Below are 19,202 nucleotides of genomic sequence, written 5' to 3'. Positions count from 1 at the left end.
GTGTCACCGGGCCACACCCTCTGGCGCGCTCAGCACCGCGACCGCATCGATCTCCACGAGCCACTCGGGGCGGGCGAGCGCATCGACGACCAGTCCGGTGGACACCGGGTACACACCCGCGAGCCATTCCCCCATCACCCGGTACACCACCTCGCGATAGCGCACATCCGTGAGATAGACGGTGACCTTCACGATGTCTCTCAGTGAGCTTCCCGCCTCCTCCAGCAGCTGAGAGATATTCCTCATCGCCTGATGCGCTTGGACCTTCACGTCTCCTACTCCGACGGATTCCCGCGTATCCAAGTCTTGACCGATCTGGCCGCGAAGGTAGACGACACCTCCGGCCACCACCGCCTGACACAGGTCGTTGTCGAGATTCTGTTCCGGATAGGTGTCTCTCGTATTGAACGGGCGGATACGACGATGGGTGGGTCTCGCGGCGGGAGTGTTCATGGTCGGGCTCCTTGAGCGGATCGGTCGTTCCGGTCTGCGCCCCGCTCACTGCGCGCACACTCCGAACCGGTGTATCGCAGATACCCCTGCTGGATGGCGATCTGGTCCGCAAGGTGTCTGGCGTCGTGCCACACGCCCCAGATGAAGCTGGAACCACGCCGTGAAAGCCAAGGAAGTCCGAGGAAGTAGATCCCCGGCTCAGTGCAGACACCTCGCTGGTGCTCGGGTCGACCGCGATCGTCGAATACGTCCACCTTGAGCCAACCGAAGTCATTCGCGAAGCCCGTTGCCCACACCACCGATCGAATGTCCTCCGCGGCAAGATCCACTTCTCGCACCGGATCGAGCATGCATTCCGGGTCCGGGAGGGAAGTCCTGGCCTGCGGGTCTTCTGGCAGATCGAGCCCGTTCCGCAGAACGTAGTCGTCGGCTTCATCGAGCATCGATAGATAGCTGGCATCGCCTGCTTCGATGTTCGCTCGAAGATCATCCGAGAAACGCAACGCACCACGCTCGAAACGCTCTGCGCGTCCGAGCAACGTGATGCCGTCGGCGGCGAGTGCGCGGAAGTCGACTGTGCGTCCCCCGTTCGCCCCGCTGACGGCGATCGTCACATGTTCAGCACCGGCAGGTGGCGTAGCAGCATCCCATTGACCGAGGACTCCCAACCACCAACAGAAGTCCCGTCCGCGGTATCGGCGCGGTGGACGATCGTGCGGCCCCACCGACAGGAATACTCTCCTCCCGGAACTGCGCAGTTCGTCAGCGATCTGGACCCCCGACGATCCGGCACCGATCACCAGTACCGCGCCTCCTGGAAGTTGCTGCGGGTTGCGATAGTCGACCGAGTGGATCTGATGAATGCGTGCGTGCTGGGGAAGGATGGCCGGTATCACTGGCTTCTGGAATGCTCCCGTCGCCGATATCACGTATCGGGCGTGGATCACACCCTGCGAGGTGTCTACCCGAAACCCAGCTCTCCCAGTGCACTTCGTCACAGACGTGACCTCGACACCGGTCCGGATCGGGGCATTGATCATCTCAGCGTAGGCGCAGAGGTAATCCGCCACTTGCCTCTTTCCCGCGAAATCATCTGGCCGGATATCGAATTCGAGGCCAGGGAATCGGTCGTGCCAGGCGGGTCCATTGGCGACCATCGAATCCCACCGCCAGGAATGCCAGCGCTCGGCGATGCGATCACGCTCCACGACGAGGTGGGGTATTTCGTGCGCGCCGAGATGCTCACTCATCGCGATACCGGCTTGGCCGGCGCCGATGACGAGGGCCTCGACTTCCGTGTCCGACATCTCCACCTCGCTGGTCGTAAAGAGAACAGGTCGCTTCGGTCCATGATTCATCTGCGGAACGAATCAGTACAATAGATACTTTTGACGTTTTACATCGACTAGGCCGATCCATGGTGCTGACGCATCGAGTGCGGACCCACGGCACGCCCCGAGTGCGCACCGGGCGCATACTCAAACCATGTCCTTCGAACATGAAAGTGTCGAGGCGCTGATCCGGGAGTCCATCGGCGATCCGCTGGCGCCCTTCGCACTACGCCCCGAGAAGCACCACGTCTTCTCCCCCCGGCGGCGAGGCGGCGCTCGCCTACGCCGTGCGCCTCGGCGTCGCGGTGGCCAGCGGCGATCCGGTCGGGGCGACCGCCGAGGACCGTGACGCCGCGATCGCCGAATTCGTCCGCCGGGCCGGCCGCCGCCCGATCGCCGTGCTCGGTGCCGGCGAGGCGCATCGTCGCACCTGGGAGGCGCACGGCCTGCGGGCCGCCCCCATCGGCCGCGACGTGGTCATCGAGACCACCACCTTCCACCTGACCGGCCGACGATTCCGCAACCTCCGGCAGGCCATCGCCCGGACCCGTAATGCCGGCGTCACCGTCGAGATCGTGCGCGAAGGCGACCTCCCCACATCCGGTGCCACGGCCATCCGCGCGATGGAACGCGCCGCGGGTCACGATCCCACTCGCGGCTTCTCGATGATCCTCGGCCGCATGCTCGACGGCACCGCTCCCGACGGAGTGATCGCACTCGCCCGGACCGCGGACGGCACTCTCTGCGCCGCGCACCGCTACCTTCCCGCCGGCCCCGAGGACCTCTCCCTCGACGAGCCACTGCGTGCGCCCAGCGCGCCTAACGGCGTGGACGAACGGCTCACCGACGATGTCTTCACCTGGGCCCGCGACCACGGGTACAAGCGGGTCTCGCTCGCTTTCGCGCCCTTCCCCGACCTGTTCAGCCGGGACGGCCACCCCCTGCTCCGGCGGGCCGCGCACGCCTTCGACCCACTGATCCACGTCGAGCGGCTATACCGGTACCTGCGCAAGTATCACGCCTTCGACCAGGAGCGCGCCGTCATGCTGCGGTGGCGCCACCTGCCCCGCGTGGCCGCGGCGCTCCTTCTCCTCGAATTCGGCAGCTACGGGCGGCGCCGCGCCCTCTAGCGGGGCATCAATTTTGTCGCAGGATCGGGGAGTCCTCTGCGATCGCAGTCCCCCGCATGATCGACTCGGGTACGGCCCGCACACCCCCGCGGTCCGCATTCGATGAGACCGGAGGACCATGACCGACAACATCTCCCTGGGAGTCGTCTTCGGATCCGAGGTGGCGGGGACCGCCATGCTCACATTGCTCGGCTGCGGTGTGGTGGCGAACGTCCTGTTCACCCGCGGTAAAGGGTCGGGCGCGACGATGACCATCGCCTGGGGCTGGGGCCTCGCCGTCTTCGCGGGCGTCTACGTGGCGGCGAAATCCGGCGCGCACCTCAATCCGGCGATCACCCTGGGCCTTCTATCCAGAGGCGCAAGTGAATACGCCCCCGGCGTACCGGTGAGTGCGGCATCGACCGCGGTCTACTTCTCCGCTCAGTTGATCGGCGCGTTCCTCGGCGCAGTGCTGTGCTGGCTCACGTTCAAAGCGCAGTTCGACTCCGCCGCGGACCCCGCCGACAAGCTCGGCGTGTTCGCCACCGCCCCCGCTATCCGCAGCTACGGCTGGAACGCGGTGACCGAGGTCGTCGCGACCTTCGTGCTGGTCTACGTGGTGCTCAACTTCGGTGGCACACCAACGGGACTCGGACCGCTCGCGGTCGCCCTGGTGGTCGTCGGCATCGGCCTCTCCCTCGGCGGTCCCACCGGATACGCGATCAATCCCGCGCGTGATCTGGGTCCGCGCCTGGCCCACCTGCTACTGCCGATCCCCGGCAAGGGCGGCAGCGACTGGAACTACTCGTGGGTGCCCATCCTGGGACCGATCGTCGGTGGCGTGATCGCCGGCCTGGCCGCACGGTGGCTGCCGTTCGCGGTCGGCGGCTGATCGCAGGCGCCGGCGGCTATCGCACGTCGGGCACCAGTAGGCGCATTCCCTGACAGGTAACGGGTTCTGACAGACGCACCCGCCCACGATCCTGCGTGGACGGGTGCGTCGATGCGGCGAACCGCGAGGTATCAGCCGAGTCGCTGCTTGAGCGCGTCCAGCTCGTCCTGGAGACCGGTGGGCAGCTTGTCGCCGACGAACGAGAACCACTCCTCGATCGACGGGATCTCGCCGCGCCACTCGTCGACGTTCACGGCGAGCGCCTCGGCGACGTCCTCGACCGGAGTGTCCAGGCCGGTGAGATCCAGCTCCTCCGGTGTGGCGACGATGCCGACCGGCGTCTCCTTACCCGCGGCGTTGCCCTCGATACGATCGATGATCCACTTGAGCACGCGGGTGTTCTCACCGAATCCGGGCCACAGGAAGCGCTTGTCCTCGCCGCGACGGAACCAGTTGACGTAGAACACTTCCGGCAGCTTCGACTCATCGGCCTGCTTACCGATGTTGAGCCAGTGGTCGAAGTAGTCGCCCACGTTGTAACCGAGGAAGGGCAGCATCGCCATCGGGTCGCGGCGGACGGTGCCCACCTTGCCCTCGGCGGCGGCGGTCTGCTCGGAACCGACGGTGGCGCCCATGAACACGCCGTGCTTCCAGTCGCGGGCCTGCGTGACCAGCGGCACCGTGGTCTTGCGACGGCCGCCGAACAGGATCGCCGAGATCGGCACACCCTGCGGATCGTCCCATTCGGGGGCGATCGACGGGCACTGCGACATCGGGGTGGTGTAGCGCGAGTTCGGGTGCGCGGCAACGGTGACCAGGCCGTCCTCGTTCTCCGCCGAGGAGCTCTCCCAGTCGTTGCCGCGCCAGTCGGTGAGGTGCTGCGGCGCGGCCGACATACCCTCCCACCAGACATCACCGTCGTCGGTCTTGGCGACGTTGGTGAACAGGGTGTTGCCGGCGTCGATGGTCTTCATCGCGTTCGGGTTCGAGTCCATCGAGGTGCCCGGCGCGACACCGAAGAAGCCGAACTCCGGGTTGACCGCGTAGAGGCGGCCGTCCTTGCCGAAGCGCATCCACGCGATGTCGTCGCCGACGGTCTCGGCGCGCCAGCCCGGCAGGGTCGGCTGGATCATCGCGAGGTTGGTCTTACCGCAGGCCGACGGGAACGCCGCGGCGATGTAGTAGACCTTGTCCTCCGGCGAGATCAACTTGAGGATCAGCATGTGCTCGGCGAGCCAGCCCTCGTCGTGCGCCATGGCCGAGGCGATGCGCAGCGCGTAGCACTTCTTGCCGAGCAGGGCGTTGCCGCCGTAACCACTTCCGTAGGACCAGATCTCGCGGGTCTCCGGGAAGTGGGTGATGTACTTGGTCTCGCTGCACGGCCACGGCACGTCGGCCTCGCCCGGCGCGAGCGGCTTACCCACCGAGTGCAGGCCCTTGACGAAGAAGCCGTCCTCGCCGAGCTTGTCGAGCACGGCGGTGCCCATACGGGTCATGATCTTCATCGACACCACGACGTACGGGCTGTCGGAGATCTCGACGCCCAGCTTCGGGTCCTCCGCGCCGAGCGGGCCCATACAGAACGGGATGACGTACATGGTGCGGCCCTGCATCGAGCCGCGGTACAGATCGGTCATGGTGGCCCGCATCTCGGCGGGGCGCACCCAGTTGTTCGTGGGGCCCGCGGCCTCCTTGGTCTCCGAACAGATGTAGGTGCGCGACTCCACGCGTGCCACGTCCGCCGGATCCGACAGCGCGAGGAAGGAGTTCGGCTTCTTGTTCTCGTTGAGCTTGGTGAACGTGCCGGCCGCGACCATCTCGGCGGTCAGCCGGTCCCACTCCTCCTCGGAGCCGTCGGCCCACACCACCCGCTCGGGCTGCGTGAGCTCGGCGACCTCCCGCACCCATTCGATGAGCTTCGCGTGCTTGGTGGGGATCGAGTCCCCGTCAAGGCCATCAATGGTGGCTGAGGTCATGTGTCATCTCCCGAGATGTCGTGCCGACTCCTTTAACCAGTGTCACACATCGAGCAAGGTCCCAGCTCCGAGGGTGACGTGCGACTGCTCACATCACCTCGCCGCGGTCCAGCAGGTGCCATGAGCCACCGGAGAACCGCCAGGTCTCGAATGTGCCGTCGGGCCTGATCCGGTGGTACACGTCGGCCACCCCGTCGGCGTCGAGGTCGGTGAAGACGGCCGTGCCGCCGGGCCCGGAGAGGGTGCCCGTATCGGGGTGGCCGTCGCCGTCGGTATCCAGGGCGTGCACGTCGAACCAGCCGCCGTCGGCGCTCACCCAGAGCCCCTCGGACGACGGTGCCGCAGCGGGGACGGCACCGTCGAACAGATCGGGGCCGGCGGCGTCGGAGTCGCCGCCGGCGAACAACCCGAACTCAGGCTCCATGACCATTGGACGCATCAGGTCGCGGTTCGGTTCCCGGACCGCGGGCGAGCCGGAGCGCGGCATCGGACTCGGCCGCCACCAATGCCGCCGCGATCTCGTACTCGACACGCTGCCGGTGCGCCGCCGCGGCACCGTCGGACCAGGCGCGGCGAGAGGCCCGAGCGCTGGTCCGGCGACGCACTCGCAGCAGCCACAACGCCGCCGCGAGGCCCACGACCAAACTGATCGGCAATGCCAGCCAGCGCAGCGTGCCGAGCGCCTCCAGCGGCGCGGCCACCGCCCGGCCGATTCCGAGTCCGGCCGAGGCACCCAGCACCAGTACGGCCGCGTCCTCGGGCCGCCGACGGTGCGCCGGCGGCTCCGTCGGGTCCGGACGGGAGAGCACCGGCACGGCGGGCTCCGGCGGCGACGGCCAGCCCGCGAAGGTACCCCGATAGGCGGCCCGGAGGTACTCGTGCAGCGACAGTTCCAGGCCAGCCACGGTCCGCTCGAGCCGCGCCCGCACCCGCTCCGGGCTCGCGTCGTCGTCCCGCCCGCGGAACCGCTCGGCGGACTCGGCGAGCAGCGCAGCCCGCATCCGCGCGACCGTGGACCTCAGGTACGCCGAGCGATCGGCCCGCTCCAACGCCGGATTCGGTCGCGCCGGGACCGCGGGAACGCACGGCTCCGGAGCGGGCGCGCACGCCAGCGCGGCACGGATCGCCGCCAACCCCGGTTCGACGGGCAGCACGGCGACGCCCAGCCGCCGCGCCGACTCCGCACAGGTCGCGGCGCTATCCGGATACGCCTCGGCACCGGTCGCGGCGACCACGGTGCCCCAGCGTGCCCGCAGTCTCCCCAGCGCGACCGAATCGACCGGGTCCGCGGGCACACAGGCATCGAGGACGTAGACCGCGGCGTCCACCTCCCGAGGCTGCTCCGCGAGCGGGGTCAGCGCGCCGTCCGCGCCGACCACCGCCGGGGCCCCGTCCAGAGCTCGCGCCACCGCGATCGCACCGGCCGCGTCCTGCGCCGCCACCAGCACCGTCATGAGACCCGCGCCAAGCGATCGAGCAGCAGGTGTTCGGCCTCGTCGCGCCGCGCACAGTCGGTCCGGGCGACGGTGCGCAGCGTCTCATCGAACTCGGCCTCCCGTCGCGCTTCGAATCCCGCGAAGGCGGCGATCACCGGCTCGGCGAGAAGGTCGACCCCGCTGAGCTCGTGCAGCCGGGGCAGCAACTCGTCCGTGGAGAGCGACGGAGTCTCGCGCAGCGCACCGATCGCGCAGGCCAGACCGTACCCGCCGGTCCGCACCAGCACCGAGGCATCGTCGCCGAGCGCCGCCGCGGCCTCGGCGACCGACTCGGGCAGCGCGAACGCGGACGCGGCGAGCCGGCGCGCGATGTCCAGCTCGTCGGTACCGATCACGTCGAGCAGCGCCATCACCGCGAGAACGGGCCGGCCCAGCTCACCGGCGAGCTCGGCGGCGCGCGCGTCGGCCGCCCGCCAGGAGCCCGCCGCATCGGCCTTCGTCCAGGCCACCAGCAGGGGTGTTCGGCCGGCGGCGAGCGTCGCGATCGCCGCCCGGTCGGTGGCGCGCAGCCCGCCGGCCAGGCAGTAGAGGTTCGCGTCGCCGCTGTCGCGCTTCGTCGTCGCTATGCCGCGGCGCTCCAGGGCCGCGGCCAGTACCGACTTGCCCACGCCGTCACGGCCCAGCAGCCGCACCCGTGGCGGGCCGCCCCGCACAGTGAGATCCCCCATGGTGAGCCCCCAGCTCCCCCGGCGCCCCCGCGCCGTTCCTAGGAGGAGGTTACGAGCGCATCGCCGTCCTCGGCGGACGATTGCGGCGATTGGTGCCGCCCGCCCGCGACGAACGCCGCGAACACGGCCCCGACCAGGCAGATCACCGCCGTGACGGCGAAGACCTCGCCGAACATGATCGCGTAGGCGTCCTGCACCTGACCGGCCATGGCCTTCACCCGCGCGACGAAGTCGCCCTGCACCTGCGGGGCGGGCATCCCGGCCTGGATCGCGGCCAAGCGGTGCAGCCCGAACACGGTGAGCGCGGCCACGCCGATCAGCATGCCGCTCATCCGCGCCACCACGAGCAACGCCGATGCGATCCCCGCCTGCGAGAGCGACACCGCACGCAACGCCGCCGACGACAGGGGACCGATCACCAGCCCCAGGCCGAAGCCCGCGACGGCGAGCGAGGTATCGAGGACGGGCAGCGCCCCGAAGTAGTCGGCTGCGAGTACATCCCGCGGCCACTGCGCGATGAGCAGGTAACCGGCGGCGGCGACGAGCAGGCCCGCCACCGAGATCCATCGATCGCCGATCCGCGCCGCGATCAGGCCACCCAGGATCGCTCCGATCGGCAGCGCGATCAGGAAGCGCACCAGCAGGACCACGGAATCGACTTGCGACCGTTCCAGCACCAGCCGCGCATACAGCTCGATGTCGACCAGCGTGATCATGAGTGCGGCGCCCGCGCACACCGACGCGGCGCACGCCGCGAGGAAGGGCAGTACGCGCATTCCCGCCGGGTCGATCAGCTTGGTGCGGGCGAACTTCTCCCACACCGCGAACGCCACGAACGCCACCGCCGCACCACCGAGCAGCACCGGACCGTTCGGCGGCAGGATCTGCTCGCCGTTCGGGTCGGGGTTGTACAGGCCCATCACCGACAGGCCCAGGGCGACCGCGAGCAGCAGACCGCCGACCACATCGACGCTCTGCTTCTCGGTACCCGACCGTGTGGGTACCGACAGCTGTATCAGCAGTATCGCGACCAGCGCGAGCGGCACCTGCACCCAGAACACGACGCGCCAGGCGTCGTCGGCGGGGACGGAGGTGAACTTGTCATGGACCAGCGCGACCACGCCGACGCCCACGACGGGGCCGAGCACGCTGCCCAATTCCTGCGCGGCCCCGACCCAGCCCAGCACCGCGGCGCGGCGCCGCGCGGACCACAGGTCAGCGGCCAGCGCCAGGGTCACGGGCAGCAGGGCACCGCTCGCGACACCCTGCACCACGCGCCCTGCGAGCACCGTCGGGACGGTGTCGGCGGTGGCCGTGATCACCGAACCGACGATGAACAACACCAGACTGGCCTGCAGCACCAGCCGCCGGCCGAATCGGTCCGAGAGCCGGCCGAGGAGCGGCATCGCCGCGATGTACCCCAGCAGATAGCAGGTGACGATCAGGGTGGCCTCTTGCAGCCGGTTGATCGGGATCTGCACGCTCCGCATGATGTCCTCGAGCACCGACACCACCACATAGGTGTCGAGTGCCCCCAGGAGCACCGCCAACCCCGCCGCCCCGATCGCGACGCCCCGCCCACGCACCGGCCCGGCCGCGGGGGCCGCGACCGCTGGGGCCTGCGTCACTTGGCGGTCTTCGGATCGATCAGCTGCTGCTTCTTGCCCCAGTCCGACAGGGTCACGGTGAGGGTGCCCGCGTCGAAGCCGACGTTGGCGCGCACCAGGTTGTTCGGCGCGGCCTCCTGCACCCAGAAGGTGACGGGGCGGTCGCCCAGATCGGCCTTGGGCACGATGCCCGCGAGTGCGCTCCCCGGGATGATGCCGGACAGGCGAACCGTCTCGACGCCGCCGATCTGCTCGCGGCCCTCGGCCTTGGGCTCGCGGACCGAGGCGATCAGGTTCGCGATGCCCTTGTTCGGATCGAGGATGGCCGAGGCGTCGTAGATGTCGGCCGCGAGGCCCATGTCCTGATACGACTGACCGGCGCCGAACTGCGCCCACAGCTTGGAATCGACCACCACGAACTTCGCCTTGACCTGGGTGCCGTTGAAGATCACATCGGCATCGCCCTGACCGGCCACCTTCGGATCGTTGGTGAGATACGCGGAGACGCTCTTGACCGGCAGCTTCGGCACGGTGCCGTCGACCGACAGATCGAGATACACATCCCGCAGCGCCTTCGCCGCGGCCGACGAGGAGTCGATCATCGTCGTGGCGTCGGGTAGCGGGGCATCATTCTTCTTCGCCTCGCCTTCGGCCTTGGAGCAGCCGGCGACGAGACCGAATGCGGCGAGGAGCGCCACCATCAGGGTGGCCAGGCGAAGTGCCGTGTGGCGACTGTTACGCACGATCATGCGGCCAATGCTAGGTCACATTCGTTCGGCTGGGACGATGGAGAGCGTGCCCGAATCTCAAGACCCCCGCGCCGAACACCGTCGGCTGTACCCCCGTGTGACCAGTTTCCGCTCTCGCCGTGGAGCGTTGACTCCGTCACAGCAGCGGGCGATGGACGAGATGTGGCCGACGATCGGGCGCGACATCCCGCCGGCGCGTCCCGTCGACGGTGCGCCGAACGAGGATGCCTTCCCGGCCCCGTCACACCCACTCGACGCCCCGGCCTGGTTCGGCCGCACCGCACCGCTCATCGTGGAGATCGGCTGCGGAACCGGCACGTCGACGGTGGCGATGGCCGAGGCCGAGCCGGAACGCGACGTCCTGGCGGTGGAGGTGTACCTGCCCGGGATCGCACAGTTGGTCGGCGGTGTGCAGCGCCAGGGCCTGACCAACGTGCGGGTGGTGCGCGGCGACGGCGTCGCCGTCCTCGAGGACATGATCGCGCCGGGCTCGCTGGAAGGCGTGCGGGTGTACTTCCCGGACCCCTGGCCGAAGGCCCGGCACCACAAGCGCCGGCTGCTGCAACCGCGCATGTTCTCGCTGATCGCGGACCGGTTGCGGGTCGGAGGGATTCTGCACGTGGCCACCGATCATGCAGACTATGCGGAGGCGATCGCGGAGGTCGCTCCGAGCGAGCCGCTGTTGCGGCCCGTGGAACTACCCCCGCGGCTCGCCGACGCGAACCTGCCGATCAGTGTCGACCGGCCGGTCACGAAGTTCCAGGACAAGGCCGCGCAGGTGGGCCGTGAGATCCACGAGTTCGTCTGGGAACGGGTCGTGGAGGAAGGAGCGCACCGGTGACGGGAACTGCGACCGATCCCTCCGAGGCGTCCCTCGACGCGGCAAGACGGGTTCTGCTGGTCTGGGACGCGCCGAACCTCGATATGGGGCTCGGTTCCATCCTCGGCGGCCGCCCGACGGCGGCGCACCGTCCGCGATTCGATGCGCTGGGCCGGTGGCTCCTCGAGTACACCGCCGCCCTGGAATCCGATACCGACAGTCGGCTCGAGCCCGAGGCCACCGTCTTCACCAACATCGCTCCCGGCACCGCCGACGTGGTGCGTCCCTGGGTCGAGGCCCTGCGGAACGTGGGCTACGCCGTGTTCGCCAAGCCCAAGGTCGACGAGGACAGCGATGTCGACGCCGACATGCTCGATCACATCGAGGTACGGCGCTACCGCCCGGGCCTCGGAGGGCTGCTGGTGGCCTCGGCCGACGGCCAGGCCTTCCGCGAACCGCTGGAGGAGATCGCCGCCACCGGGGTCCCGGTAAAGGTACTCGGGTTCCGTGAGCACGCCGCCTGGGCGCTGCAGTCCCCTACTCTGGAGTTCGTTGATCTCGAAGACATCGCCGGGGTGTTCCGCGAGCCGCTGCCACGTGTGAGCCTCGATTCGCTGCCCGACGAGGGTGCGTGGCTGCAGCCGTTCCGCCCCCTGTCTTCGCTACTTTCGAGTCGTGTCTGAGTTCGGGCCCGGCCACCGGAAAGGAATTTTCGCTTGTTCGCAGCGATAGGGCGCTTCTCGTACGCGTTCCGATACACGATCATCGCGGTCCTGTTCGTCTCGATCGCCGCCACCGGCGTCTGGGGCTTCCTCGGTCTCGGCTCGAAGACCAAGATGAACGGCCTCTACGACGAGAAGAGCGATTCGGTCGCCGCGTCGAAACTGACGGACGAGGCCAATGGCCGGTTCGCGCAGTCCGACATCCTGGTGCTGGTGAAGGCCGCCGACGGCAAGAAGGTCACCGACGCAGAGGTGAAGGACTCCGTCGAAAGCGCACGGACCAAGATCCTCGATCAGTTCGCCAAGGGACCGGACGCGAAGCTGTACGGCGCGGATGCAGAGAACACCTCGATGCGCCCGGCCAGCTACACGACGCTCCCCGCGGCCGACAATCCGTTCGTCCGCAACGAGGCCAACGGCGAGTCGTGGGGCTTCTTCACGCTGCCGCTCAAATCGAACGACGACACGCAACGCGGCCTTGATTGGGCGGATATCCGGGAGCCGATCCGGGACATTCTGAAGACCCAGGCCGACGGGAAATTCGAAGCCAGATTCGCCGGCCTCGTACCGGTGACATCCGAGGTCACCGAGGGCGTTCAGCGCGATCAGAAGAAGGCGGAGCTCATCGCCCTGCCGCTCGTCGCAATCGTGTTGTTCTTCGTCTACGGCGGCATCGTGGCGGCGGTGCTGCCGATGATCATCGGTGTGATGACGATCGGCGCATCGATGGCGATCGCCTCCGTCCTCGCACAGTTCATGGAAGTCAACCTGTTCGTCGGACCGATCATCTCGCTGATCGGCCTGGGCATCGCGCACGACTACGGCTTGTTCATGGTGTCCCGGTTCAGAGAGGAACTGGACGAGGGGTACGACACACCGACCGCGGTCAGACGCACGGTGATGACGGCGGGCCGCACCATCGTGATGTCCTCCCTGCTGATCGTGGGCGCGCTCGCGTGTCTGTACATCTCGCCGCTGGGCCTGCTCACCTCGATGGCCACCGGCGCGCTGCTGGGCGTGTTCATCGCGGCGCTCCTGTCGCTGGTGCTGCTGCCCGCGATGCTCGCCGTGCTCGGCCCGCGCGTGTTCGCGCTGAGCTTCCACTGGTTCCTCACCATCTTCGACAAGTGGAAGCTGCCGCTGATCGGCGGCATCATCCACTGGGCCGCGGAGAAGACCGGTAAGCCGAAGACCAAGGCCAACATCGAGAACGGCATGTGGGGCAAGGTGACCGATGCGGTCATGCGCAAGCCCATCGCCTACACGGTCGGTGTGGTCACCCTCCTGCTGGCGATCACCATTCCGGTGATCGGCCTGCAGTTCGGCGGTATCTCGCAGACCTACCTGCCGCCCACCAACGAGACGCGGCAGGCGCAGGACAAGTTCTTCGAGACCTTCCCGGCGTATACCGGTCAGTCGATTCAGATCGTGTTCACCAATGCCGATGACGCCCAGATCAAGCAGGTGCTCGACGAGGCGAACAAGATTCCCGGATTCGTCCACACCGATCCGGCCGATCGCAATTCAAGCCGCTTCAGCCCCCCGACTGCAGCGGTCGCGACCGCCAAGTCCGATGGCTCCCCGCTCCAGATCCGAGGCGAAGGGCCCGAGGTCAAGGTCCGTACCTCCAACGGCAACCTCCAGGATCCGAACGACACCAAGGCCGTCAGTCAGGCGGTGGAGCAGATCCGCGGCATCACGATGGACGGTGCGGACGCCAGCAAGGGCGTCGGGTTCATGGTCGGCGGCATGCCGACGCTGCAGAACGACTCGATCGACTCGATGCTCGGGAAGTTGCCGCTACTCATGGGGCTGTTGGTCGTGGTGACCACGCTGATGATGTTCCTGGCGTTCGGATCGCTGGTGCTGCCGATCAAGGCGGTGCTGATGTCGATCCTGTCGCTGGGTTCCACCCTGGGCTTCCTCACCTGGATGTTCGTGGACGGGCACGGCGGCTCGATCTTCAACTTCTCCGGCGGCCCACTGATGGCGCCGGTGCTCGTGCTGGTGATCGCGGTGGTCTTCGGTCTCAGTACCGACTACGAGGTGTTCGTGATCTCCCGGATGATCGAGGAGAGAGCCGCGGGAGCCACCACGGTGCAGAGCATCCGCGCCGGCACCGCGAACACCGGCCGGATCATCACCGCGGCTGCGATTCTGCTGGCCTGCGTCGCCGCGGCCTTCGCCACATCCGACCTGGTGATGATGAAGTACGTCTCGTTCGGCCTGATGTTCGCGCTGCTCATCGACGCCACCGTGGTCCGCATGGTGCTGGTGCCCGCGGTGATGAAACTTCTCGGCGACGACTGCTGGTGGGCTCCCGAATGGATGCGCAAGATCCAGCACGCGATCGGCCTGGGCGAGACGGCGCTGCCCGCGGAGACGCGCGACGGCCGTCCGCTGGCGTCGGTGCGTCCTCCGTCGGCGGTGCCCGGCCGTGCAGCGCCGCAGCTGGTGGGCGCGGGCGCGCCCGTGGTCCCCGGATCGTTGGGGAGTGCCGAGCAGCGTCCGATCCCGGACAGCGCGGCCGATCCCACCGCACCGTCGAACAACGAGCGTCCGTCGGGCCAGATCCGGATGGGCAATCGTCGTCCGGGACCGCCGCCCGCCGGCCAGCCGCCGCGCCCGTCGGCGCCGATGCAGCGTCCCCCGCAGGACCCGCGGAGCTATCAGCCGCCGGTCCCGGGGCAGCGGCGCCCCGGGCCTCCGCCGCAGGGGCCGGGCGGTCCGCGCGGGCCGCAGGGGCCCTACGGTCCCCCCGGACAGGGCGGCGGTCCGCGCCCGAGCGGCCCGATGCCGCGCCAGCAGCGACCCGGCGGCCCCGCCGGACCGGGTGGTCCCGGTGGGCCGCGCCCGCCGTACCCGCCCCGGCCACAGGGCCCGGGTGGGCCCGGTGGACCGGGCGGACGAGGGCCGGGTCAGCGCCCCTTCCCCGGCCCGTCCGGTGACGGCCCCCGCCCGCACCAGCAGCGCGACCGGGACGAGTAGCGACGAGAGCGGAGCCCCGCAGGAGAATTCCTGCGGGGCTCCGCTGTGCTCGGGACCGGCGAACCGGTGTCAGGCCTTGGGATCGGTCTTCGGCGCCGACGGTGCCGGCTTCGGTGCGGCGGCCTTGGGCGTCTCGGCCTTCGCGGCGGGCTTGGCATCCGCCTTGGCTGCGGGCTTCGCTTCGGCCTTCGCCGCGGGCGCGCCATCGGACTTGGCCGCGGGCGCGCCATCGGTCTTGGCCGCGGGCGCGCCATCGGTCTTGGCCGCGGGCTTCGCATCGGATTTCGCGGCGGGCTTGGTCTTGACGCCCTTGACGGCGGCGATATCGGCGGAAACGTTGGCCGCGGTGGATTTGACGTCGGAATCGAGCTTCGATCCCGCCGACTTCAGATTGGACACGCCCTCGGTGACCTCTTTGCCGGCGGACTTCACATCACTGACATCGGAGGTGATCTGGGACTTCTCATCCGCGGCGCGACCGGCCGCGCCCCGCGCCTGTGTCAGCCCGTTGATCACCTGGCTGATCTTCTTGACGACGGCCTTGCCCTGCTCTATCGCGCTCACGACGGACACCTCTCCCGGAAAAGATTGTTGGATTGCAACCTTCTCACGCCGGGAGCGTCGCTGCCACCGTTCTCTTCACGGTGGCTTCATCCGCGCGGCTTAGGCCTCGTCGTCGCGGGTCGCGGTCCGGTGCGCAGTACGGGCCTCGTCGGCGGCGGCACGCTTGGCCGCGTTCCGCATCTCGAGGCCGTCGCTCACCGCGTCGCCGATCTCGCGGGCGACGTCGGCGACGGCGGTGGTGATGATCGTGGCGATCCGGCCCACTCGGATGGCCGTCGATTCGACGGCCTCCTGAGCCAGGTCCTTACGTCGCTCCAGCTTGCCCACGATCCACCACCCCGTCGTCGATGTCCTAGGCAGTCACCATCTCACGCGCGGCGCCGCGCTGCCAGCCCGCTTGCGCGAGAGCCTTCTTCGCGGCGTCCTCGGCCTTGACCCGCTCGATGGTGACAGCGAGGTCGGGCTCCTGCTTGGTCCAGCTGTTGGGCAGCGACAGCTTCGCGATCTTCTTCCACGTCGAGGTGAGCTGGTTCCGCAACGACCCGGTGTTGTAGGGCAGACCGAACTCCTCGCACGTGGCGCGGACCTCGGCGGCGATCTCCGGGTACCGGTTGGCGGGGATATCGGGGAACAGGTGGTGCTCGATCTGGAAGCTGAGGTTCCCGCTCATGATGTGGAAGAGGCGGCCGCCGTCGATGTTGGCCGAGCCCAGCATCTGCCGCACGTACCACTCGCCCTTGGTCTCGTTGGCGGTCTCCTCCTTGGTGAAGGTCTGCACGCCCGACGGGAAGTGTCCGCAGAAGATGATCGAGTAGGTCCACAGGTTGCGGATCAGGTTGGCGGACAGGTTGCCCGCGAAGGTGAGCGGGAACAGCGGGCCGGTCAGGAGCGGGAACAGCACGTAGTCCTTGAGCACCTGGCGGCCGGCCTTCTTGCGCATACCGCGCACCAGGTCCTTGATATCGGACCACCTGCGCTCGCCCTTGATCAACCGCTCGGCCTCGAGATCGTGCAGCATCACGCCCCACTGGAAGAGCACCATGAGCGCGCTCGCGTAGGCGAGGTTGCCGAGGTAGTAGGGGTGCCACTTCTGCTCGGGCGCCATGCGCAGGATGCCGTAGCCGATGTCACGGTCCATATCGAGCACGTTGGTGAAGGTGTGGTGCAGGTAGTTGTGGCTGTGCTTCCACTGGTCTGCGGGACATACTGTGTCCCATTCGAACTCGCGGGAGTTCAGGCCCGGCTCACGCATCCAGTCGTACTGGCCGTGCATTACGTTGTGGCCGATCTCCATGTTGTCGAGGATCTTCGACACTCCCAGCGATCCGACCGCCAGCGGCCACAGCGGGGGGAGGTACATCATGGCGCGGCCGGCGATCTCGAAGCCGCGCTGGGCACGGACGATGGAATAGATGTATTCGCGGTCCTTTTCGCCCAGGTCGGCCAGGATGCGGGCGCGGATGGCGTCGAACCGTTCGCCGATGGCCTCGACTTGGTCCGCGGTGAGGGTGATGTGCTCGGTCATGAGATGTCCCTTCCGATCATGGTGGGGTTAGAGCGCGATCTCGACGTCGCCGACGGGCGCGCTGATGCAGAGCTGAATGTGCTGGTCGGGTTCGGAATCGGTCTCGCCCGTGAGGATGTTGGTGGTGCAGCCCGATGTGCGGACCGCCGTGCAGGAGAAGCAGATGCCCATGCGGCAGCCGCTCTCGGGGAACAGGCCGGAGGACTCGGCCTGGTCGAGGATGCTGCGGCCGTCGTTGTCCACCTCGGTGCCGGCCTCGGTGAATCGGAGGGTTCCGGTCGCGTCGCCCGACGGTGCGGCCGCCGCCGGCGGGGCGAACTCCTCGACGCGCAATTCCACGCCGGCCTCGGCGTAGAGCGCCTTCGCGGTCTCCAGCAGCGCAGCGGGGCCGCAGGCGAAGCCCACGTCGCCGAAGTCGGGCAGGTGCTCGGCACCCAGGTGGCGTCCGCCGGCACGGGTGTACACGTAGGTCACGGACACGCCCGAGCGCCGGGCGAGAAGGTCCAGCTCGGCGCGGTAGGGGTTATCGGCACTGTCCCGGCAGAAATGCAGGAGATCGACGCTGCCGGTGTATCCCTCGTCCACGAGCGTGCGCAAGATCGAGAGCACGGGTGTAATGCCACTGCCACCACTGATGAGGCGGATCCGGCCCGGACGGTCCCCCGGTGCGCCGGGCAGGGTGAAGCTACCGGCAGCGGGAGAGAGGCCGAGCACGTCGCCCACCCGCAGATTGTCCCGCAGGTGCGTACTGACCTGGCCGCCGGCGTCGGCGGTCACGGTGAACTCCAGATCGCCGGGCCACAGTGCGGAACCGGCCGGCGAGAAGCAGCGGGTCTGCCGGACACCGTCGATAACGACGCTGACCTGGATGAACTGCCCGGCCTCGAAGCCGGTGAACTGACGAGTGGGGGTCACAGTGAACGTGACGGACCGGTCGGTGCGGCGGCTGACGGCGGTGACCCGGCCGCGGATCTCGGTCCAGGTGACCATCGGGTCCACCAGCTCGAGATAGCGATCCACGGCGTGCGGGGTCAGCACGGCCTCGATGACGTTTCCGGCGATTCGAGTGAAGCGGCTCATGGCTGTGTTTCTCCGTTCAGTGCACGCTTGTACACTGACAGTGTCCACCAAGTTGGGCACATCGCGTCAAGGAGATGATCGGTGACCTCCGCCACAGCGGTTTCGGCGCACACGGATACACTGAAACCCATGCCCCGTCCGTCTACCCGTGCCGTCGAACGGCACACCCCGGGTCCGACGCGAGCCGAGGCCAAGGAGCGCACCCGGCAGGCCCTCCTGGACGAGGCGCTGGCACTCGCGGGCGAACGCGCGTTCGCCAGCCTGTCGCTGCGTGAGGTGGCCAAGGCCGCCGGCGTCGTCCCTACGGCCTTCTACCGGCACTTCGCGTCCATGGACGATCTCGGGGTCACCCTGGTCGAGGATGCGATGCGGGTGCTGCGCAGGATGCTGCGCGAAGGTCGTCGCGACGGTCGGCCGAGCGGCGAGGAAGCCGTGCGCGTGGTCGCCAAGCAAGCGCGCGCCAACGACGCGGAGTTCCAGTTCCTCGTGCGGGAGCGCTACGGCGGCTCGCCCGAGCTGCAGCGCGCGATCGATGTCGAGCTGCGCCTGTTCGCCAAGGACCTCACCCACGACCTGTCCCGGATCCCCGCCCTGGCCGACTGGAGTGTCGAAGACCTGGACATGATCGCCGATCTCTACGTGACGATCATCTTGGGCTTCGTCGCGGAGTTGGTGCGGATCGATCCGCGCAACACCCGCGACGAGAACGAGTTGATCGACCGCACCAAGCGACAGCTCACTGTGGTCGCTTTGGGCCTGGGCTCGTACCGGCCACGCGAATAGCGTTCATCCGATCGCCACACGACGATTACCTGCGTCCGCTAACTTTCGGTGCATGCGTACCGCAACCCGCACCGCGGGGGCGCTCCTGGTCGCTTTCGGCCTGAGCACCGCCGTCACCAGCCTCCCGTCCGCCTCCGCCGCCCTCCCCTCGTGCGCGCTCTCCTCGCTGCCGCCCGAGGCGACCGACACCGTGAACCTCATCCATCAGGGCGGCCCCTTCCCGTATCCGAAGAACGACGGCGTGGTCTTCCAGAACCGCGAGGGAATCCTGCCGGCGAAGGCGTCGGGCTACTACCACGAGTACACGGTGCCCACGCCCGGCTCATCGACCCGCGGCGCCCGGCGGATCGTGACCGGCGGCACCCCGCTCACCTCGCCGCCGGTCTACTACTACACCGGCGACCACTACTCGTCGTTCTGCACCCTGACGGGAGCCTGA

General features: G+C 68.4%; 19 protein-coding genes. 7 read left to right on the top strand and 12 right to left on the bottom strand.

The window, feature by feature from the left end; translation table 11 throughout:
• Window positions 1-3 precede the first annotated feature (3 nt).
• Window positions 4-453, bottom strand: coding sequence for a RidA family protein (locus tag TPAU_RS01820; protein WP_013125064.1), 450 nt, complete (start codon window positions 451-453; stop codon window positions 4-6).
• Window positions 450-1,760, bottom strand: a complete 1,311-nt coding sequence (locus TPAU_RS01815) for a flavin-containing monooxygenase (RefSeq protein ID WP_013125063.1) — start codon at window positions 1,758-1,760, stop codon at window positions 450-452. Before TPAU_RS01815 ends, TPAU_RS01820 begins: the two co-directional genes overlap by 4 nt.
• Window positions 1,761-1,990: 230 nt before the next feature.
• On the opposite strand from TPAU_RS01815, the gene TPAU_RS01810 reads away from it, so the two are divergent.
• Window positions 1,991-2,914: a phosphatidylglycerol lysyltransferase domain-containing protein gene (locus TPAU_RS01810; RefSeq protein WP_083773746.1), complete on the top strand. Its 924-nt coding sequence runs from the start codon at window positions 1,991-1,993 to the stop codon at window positions 2,912-2,914.
• A gap of 118 nt (window positions 2,915-3,032) precedes the next feature.
• A complete protein-coding gene (locus TPAU_RS01805; protein WP_013125062.1) occupies window positions 3,033-3,785 on the top strand; it encodes an MIP/aquaporin family protein in 753 nt (250 codons plus the stop codon).
• Between the two features lie 131 nt (window positions 3,786-3,916).
• On the opposite strand, the gene TPAU_RS01800 is transcribed toward TPAU_RS01805, so the two are convergent.
• The 6 genes from TPAU_RS01800 to TPAU_RS01775 all read right to left on the bottom strand — a co-directional run bounded on the left by TPAU_RS01800 (window position 3,917) and on the right by TPAU_RS01775 (window position 10,281).
• Window positions 3,917-5,761, bottom strand: a complete 1,845-nt coding sequence (locus tag TPAU_RS01800) for a phosphoenolpyruvate carboxykinase (GTP) (RefSeq protein ID WP_013125061.1) — start codon at window positions 5,759-5,761, stop codon at window positions 3,917-3,919.
• 88 nt (window positions 5,762-5,849) lie between these two features.
• Window positions 5,850-6,185, bottom strand: coding sequence for a DUF6802 family protein (locus TPAU_RS01795; RefSeq protein WP_013125060.1), 336 nt, complete (start codon window positions 6,183-6,185; stop codon window positions 5,850-5,852).
• The gene (locus TPAU_RS01790; RefSeq protein ID WP_013125059.1) at window positions 6,175-7,215 is read right to left on the bottom strand and encodes a hypothetical protein; all 1,041 of its coding nucleotides are present in this window, start codon (window positions 7,213-7,215) and stop codon (window positions 6,175-6,177) included. The genes TPAU_RS01795 and TPAU_RS01790 overlap by 11 nt, the downstream gene beginning before the upstream one ends.
• A complete protein-coding gene (locus TPAU_RS01785) occupies window positions 7,212-7,925 on the bottom strand; it encodes a hypothetical protein (RefSeq protein WP_013125058.1) in 714 nt (237 codons plus the stop codon). Before TPAU_RS01785 ends, TPAU_RS01790 begins: the two co-directional genes overlap by 4 nt.
• Before the next feature lie 38 nt (window positions 7,926-7,963).
• The gene (locus TPAU_RS01780) at window positions 7,964-9,553 is read right to left on the bottom strand and encodes an MFS transporter (protein ID WP_013125057.1); all 1,590 of its coding nucleotides are present in this window, start codon (window positions 9,551-9,553) and stop codon (window positions 7,964-7,966) included.
• Entirely contained in the window at window positions 9,550-10,281 is a 732-nt protein-coding gene (locus TPAU_RS01775; protein WP_013125056.1) for an LppX_LprAFG lipoprotein, read from the bottom strand. The genes TPAU_RS01780 and TPAU_RS01775 overlap by 4 nt, the downstream gene beginning before the upstream one ends.
• 37 nt (window positions 10,282-10,318) lie before the next feature.
• On the opposite strand from TPAU_RS01775, the gene trmB reads away from it, so the two are divergent.
• From trmB to TPAU_RS01760, 3 genes are read left to right on the top strand one after another with little or no spacing between them, the layout of a single operon-like run.
• Window positions 10,319-11,122, top strand: coding sequence for a tRNA (guanosine(46)-N7)-methyltransferase TrmB (gene trmB / locus TPAU_RS01770; protein WP_013125055.1), 804 nt, complete (start codon window positions 10,319-10,321; stop codon window positions 11,120-11,122).
• Window positions 11,119-11,784, top strand: a complete 666-nt coding sequence (locus TPAU_RS01765) for an NYN domain-containing protein (RefSeq protein ID WP_013125054.1) — start codon at window positions 11,119-11,121, stop codon at window positions 11,782-11,784. Before trmB ends, TPAU_RS01765 begins: the two co-directional genes overlap by 4 nt.
• A 33-nt stretch (window positions 11,785-11,817) precedes the next feature.
• On the top strand, window positions 11,818-14,811 hold the full coding sequence (locus tag TPAU_RS01760) for an MMPL family transporter (RefSeq protein ID WP_013125053.1): 2,994 nt from the start codon (window positions 11,818-11,820) through the stop codon (window positions 14,809-14,811).
• Between the two features lie 69 nt (window positions 14,812-14,880).
• Here TPAU_RS01760 and TPAU_RS01755 read toward each other — a convergent pair whose 3' ends face one another.
• The 4 genes from TPAU_RS01755 to TPAU_RS01740 all read right to left on the bottom strand — a co-directional run bounded on the left by TPAU_RS01755 (window position 14,881) and on the right by TPAU_RS01740 (window position 17,980).
• Entirely contained in the window at window positions 14,881-15,375 is a 495-nt protein-coding gene (locus tag TPAU_RS01755; protein WP_013125052.1) for a hypothetical protein, read from the bottom strand.
• 99 nt (window positions 15,376-15,474) lie between these two features.
• Window positions 15,475-15,702 carry a hypothetical protein gene (locus tag TPAU_RS01750; protein ID WP_013125051.1) on the bottom strand — a complete coding sequence of 76 codons (228 nt, stop codon included), beginning with the start codon at window positions 15,700-15,702 and terminating at the stop codon, window positions 15,475-15,477.
• Between the two features lie 25 nt (window positions 15,703-15,727).
• Window positions 15,728-16,900, bottom strand: coding sequence for a fatty acid desaturase family protein (locus TPAU_RS01745; protein WP_013125050.1), 1,173 nt, complete (start codon window positions 16,898-16,900; stop codon window positions 15,728-15,730).
• Between the two features lie 27 nt (window positions 16,901-16,927).
• Window positions 16,928-17,980 (bottom strand): flavin reductase family protein, encoded by a 1,053-nt coding sequence (locus TPAU_RS01740; RefSeq protein ID WP_013125049.1) that lies wholly within the window; start codon window positions 17,978-17,980, stop codon window positions 16,928-16,930.
• A gap of 129 nt (window positions 17,981-18,109) precedes the next feature.
• Between TPAU_RS01740 and TPAU_RS01735 the strand changes: the two genes are divergently transcribed.
• Window positions 18,110-18,763: a TetR family transcriptional regulator gene (locus TPAU_RS01735; protein WP_115329754.1), complete on the top strand. Its 654-nt coding sequence runs from the start codon at window positions 18,110-18,112 to the stop codon at window positions 18,761-18,763.
• Window positions 18,764-18,815: 52 nt separating this feature from the next.
• The gene (locus TPAU_RS01730; RefSeq protein ID WP_013125047.1) at window positions 18,816-19,202 is read left to right on the top strand and encodes a guanyl-specific ribonuclease; all 387 of its coding nucleotides are present in this window, start codon (window positions 18,816-18,818) and stop codon (window positions 19,200-19,202) included.

The organism is Tsukamurella paurometabola DSM 20162 (assembly GCF_000092225.1).
In the GTDB taxonomy this organism is placed as follows: Bacteria; Actinomycetota; Actinomycetes; order Mycobacteriales; family Mycobacteriaceae; genus Tsukamurella; species Tsukamurella paurometabola.
Note: the sequence above shows the minus strand (reverse complement) of the source record. Positions and strands in the feature narration are given on the sequence as shown.